The sequence below is a fragment of the Pseudoalteromonas sp. genome (assembly GCF_041613455.1).
Lineage (GTDB): Bacteria > Pseudomonadota > Gammaproteobacteria > Enterobacterales > Alteromonadaceae > Pseudoalteromonas.
In genome coordinates, this window is the sequence record NZ_JBFJHD010000276.1 from 1 (window position 1) to 3,398 (window position 3,398).

Consider the following 3,398-nt stretch of genomic DNA (forward strand, 5'->3'; position numbering starts at 1 on the left):
ATCGGCCAACTCTAAATCGTGAGTAACCACCACAAAGCTAGTATTTAAGCTGCTATTTAGCTCCTTGATTAAGTCGTAAATTTTAATCGCATTTTGTTTATCTAAATTACCGGTCGGTTCATCGGCAAGTACCAGCGCAGGCTGAGTAACCAATGCGCGCGCAATGGCTACTCGTTGTCGCTCGCCGCCAGAAAGCGCTGCAGGTTTGTGAGAGCTGCGATGGGCTAAGCCCACTCTTTCAAGCATTTCTAAGGCGTGTACTTTTGCCTCTGTTGCGCTTAAACCTTTTATTAATAACGGCATCGCCACATTTTCAACGGCACTAAACTCCATTAATAAATGATGAAACTGATAAATAAAACCTAAATTGCTGTTTCTAAACCGCGCTTGTTCGCTGCGCGACAGCTGCGCCACGGCCTGATTTTTTACTTTTACCGTGCCGGCAGTGGCCGTATCTAAGGTGCCCAATATGTGTAACAAGGTACTTTTACCTGAGCCTGAGCTGCCCACAATGGCCAGCATGTCGCCTTGTTGCAGCGCTAAATCAACGCCTTTTAATACTTCTACTTGGTTGTTACCATCTTGATAAACTTTACTTAACTGTTCACAGCTAATGACTAAATCATTCATAACGCAATACCTCTGCTGGGTTTACTCTGGCGGCTTTGCGCGCGGGATATAAGGTCGCCAAAAAGCTCATTGCAATACTCGCAACCGCTATCATTATTAGGCTAAATAGATCAAATTTTACTGGTAACTCCGCCCCCGCAAGCAGGTTTAAGCCAAGCAATGCCAATAACTCATTAATATAGAGACTAAACAGCACGCCAAGTAGCGCACCGATAACAGTGCCAATGACGCCATTATACAGCCCTTGTACCATAAACACTTTTTGCACTTGTGCTGGGGTTAAACCTAAGGTTTGTAAAATAGCCACTTCACCTTGCTTCTCGCTTACCATCATGGTCAATGCCGACACAATATTAAACACTGCCACCAGCACTATTAGCCCAAGCAACATAGACATAATACGCTTTTCCATCGCCACCGCGGCAAACAAGGTGCCTTGGCTACTGCGCCAGTCTGTATAGTTATGTGGTTTTAACAGCGGCTGGCTGTGGCTAATAAACTGCTCAAGGGCAAACGGTTCATATAAAGACACACTCAAATTGGGTGCGCTATTTTTATCTAGCTTGAGTACCCGTAATAACGAGGCCCCACTGGTAAACGCCAAGCCCATATCGATTTCAGAGCCGGTTTCGTAAATAGCCGCCACTTTAAATAAGCGTTGACTTGGCATCCGCCCAAGCGGCGTATAAGTGGAGGCATTAGGCATGATCACCCGCAGTTTATCGCCCACACCGACCTCTAATTTACGGCTTAAGTAACGGCTAATAGCAATGTGGTAACGCTTGTTAAGCACTGTGTGCCAATTGCCTTGCACAACTTTATCGGTAATTTTATACAAAGAGCCGTTATCATCGTATAAGCCTTGTAATAGCACACCGTGTAAATCTTTATTGGTTTGTAAAATCGCCTCACCATGACGATACAAACTAACATGCTCAACGAATGGGGATTTTTCTAAATCGGTTTTTAGATTGTGCATAGTGGCGTTAGTGTGGTTTTCGGCTTGCACTTCCACATGGGGAATAAGCCCAAGCATATTGGTTTTTAAGCTGTGCTCAAAGCCATTCATCACACTACTTACGGTAAACAGCGCCATCAAGCCAATCGCGATACCGGCAATCGAAAAAAATGAAATAAACGAGATAAACGCGTTTCCCTTCGCAGCGCGACTATATCTAAGCCCTATAAATAAGCTAACCGGTTGAAACATATTATTTTTTACACTTATCCTAAACGTATGCTGCAATAGTAGCACGAAAAATGGCGCTTTGGGTATTGCCTAAAATGTAAGAAATTATCTAAAAATCTGATACTTGGCGATTTTTCATGCAAGCTGAATTAGCCCTTAATTGCCATTTGTATGTTTTAACCCCGCCACCAAATAATCTAGCAACACCCGCACGTTGGTCGCCACAAATTGCCGCGGTGGGTACACCCCCCATACACCTTCTTGCTGCGGCTGATACGAGGTTAAAATAGGCACTAACTGCCCGCTATTTATTTCGTTGCCAATGTAGTAATCGGGAAGCTGAATAATCCCTAAGCCTTTTTTAGCACCATCCACCAGCGCCCAACCACTATTACACTGTAGCCGCCCTGCTATTTTAATGTGTTTGTCGCGGCCATTTTCATTTACCCGCCAATAACTGCTATTACCGACTAAGCATTGATGCTGATTGAGCTCCCCTAAGGTATGCGGCTCACCAAAACGTGTTAGGTATTGCGGCGCGGCACACATAATAAAACGTCGCGCACTTAAGCGCCGCGCTCGCAAGCTAGAATCTTTTAAATGCCCTAAGCGAATAGCGAGATCAAAGCCGCCTTCTAGCAGATTTTCTTGCTCATTGCTTAGCGTGGCTATCACTTCGACTTCGGGGTGATCGTACATAAAATTATGCACAATTGGCATAATAAAAGTCTCACCGTACATCACCGGCGCGGTCAGCTTTATTTTACCTTTAGGGGTGCGTTGTTGCTGGGCTAAGCCTTGAGTGGCATCGTCCATGGCGTGCTGGAGCTGCTTTATTTGGTGTAAAAACACGTCCCCTTCTTTGGTTAGCACCACTTTGCGAGTCGTGCGCGTCAACAATTGCGTATTTAAGCGTTGCTCAAGAGCCGTGACGTGGCGGCTGATATGCGCCACCGATAACCCCAACGCCTTAGCCGCTGCGGTAAAGCTACCCTCTTCGCCTACCGCAATAAACTCATCTATGCCGTCCCACCTTGCCATTATTACAGCTCTGTAAAAGTGTTTTAATAAAATAGAGATTATCATTATTTGAGAAACAAATACAATAACCCCATCAAGTCGTTTCGCAGTGAGCAGCATAAGCTGGCTTAGCGGTACTTAGCGACTACACTTAATCGTTGTATGACTCTCTCTAATAAGGAACACACATGTCTGAATTTATTAAATCAAAAGCGGCTATCGCATGGGGCCCAAACCAACCTCTTTCGGTTGAAGAAGTTGATGTAATGATGCCTAAAAAAGGCGAAGTTATGGTTAAAATCACCGCAACCGGTGTGTGCCATACTGACGCATTTACCCTATCGGGTGAAGATCCAGAAGGTATTTTCCCAGCTATCCTTGGTCATGAAGGTGCCGGTGTTGTTTATGCCGTAGGTGAAGGCGTCACAAGTGTTGAAGTGGGTGATCATGTTATTCCTTTATACACCGCAGAATGTGGTGAATGTAAAATGTGTACTTCGGGTAAAACAAACCTGTGCTCTGCAGTACGTGAAACCCAAGGTAAAGGTTTAATGCCAGA

The 3,398-nt window shown here is 44.9% G+C and carries 4 protein-coding genes; 1 reads left to right on the plus strand and 3 read right to left on the minus strand.

Going from position 1 to position 3,398, the window contains the following annotated elements; translation table 11 throughout:
- The 3 genes from lolD to ABYB02_RS15820 form a co-directional block, all read right to left on the minus strand.
- Positions 1 to 630: lipoprotein-releasing ABC transporter ATP-binding protein LolD (gene lolD, locus ABYB02_RS15810; RefSeq protein WP_372763354.1), on the minus strand; the 630-nt coding region annotated here is incomplete at its 3' end.
- The gene (locus tag ABYB02_RS15815; protein WP_372763355.1) at positions 623 to 1,840 is read right to left on the minus strand and encodes a lipoprotein-releasing ABC transporter permease subunit; all 1,218 of its coding nucleotides are present in this window, start codon (positions 1,838 to 1,840) and stop codon (positions 623 to 625) included. The genes ABYB02_RS15815 and lolD, both read right to left, overlap by 8 nt.
- A 135-nt stretch (positions 1,841 to 1,975) precedes the next feature.
- Positions 1,976 to 2,860 (minus strand): LysR family transcriptional regulator, encoded by an 885-nt coding sequence (locus tag ABYB02_RS15820; RefSeq protein ID WP_372763356.1) that lies wholly within the window; start codon positions 2,858 to 2,860, stop codon positions 1,976 to 1,978.
- A gap of 167 nt (positions 2,861 to 3,027) precedes the next feature.
- Between ABYB02_RS15820 and ABYB02_RS15825 the strand changes: the two genes are divergently transcribed.
- The coding region (locus ABYB02_RS15825; RefSeq protein WP_372763357.1) for an alcohol dehydrogenase catalytic domain-containing protein at positions 3,028 to 3,398 on the plus strand (371 nt) is incomplete at its 3' end.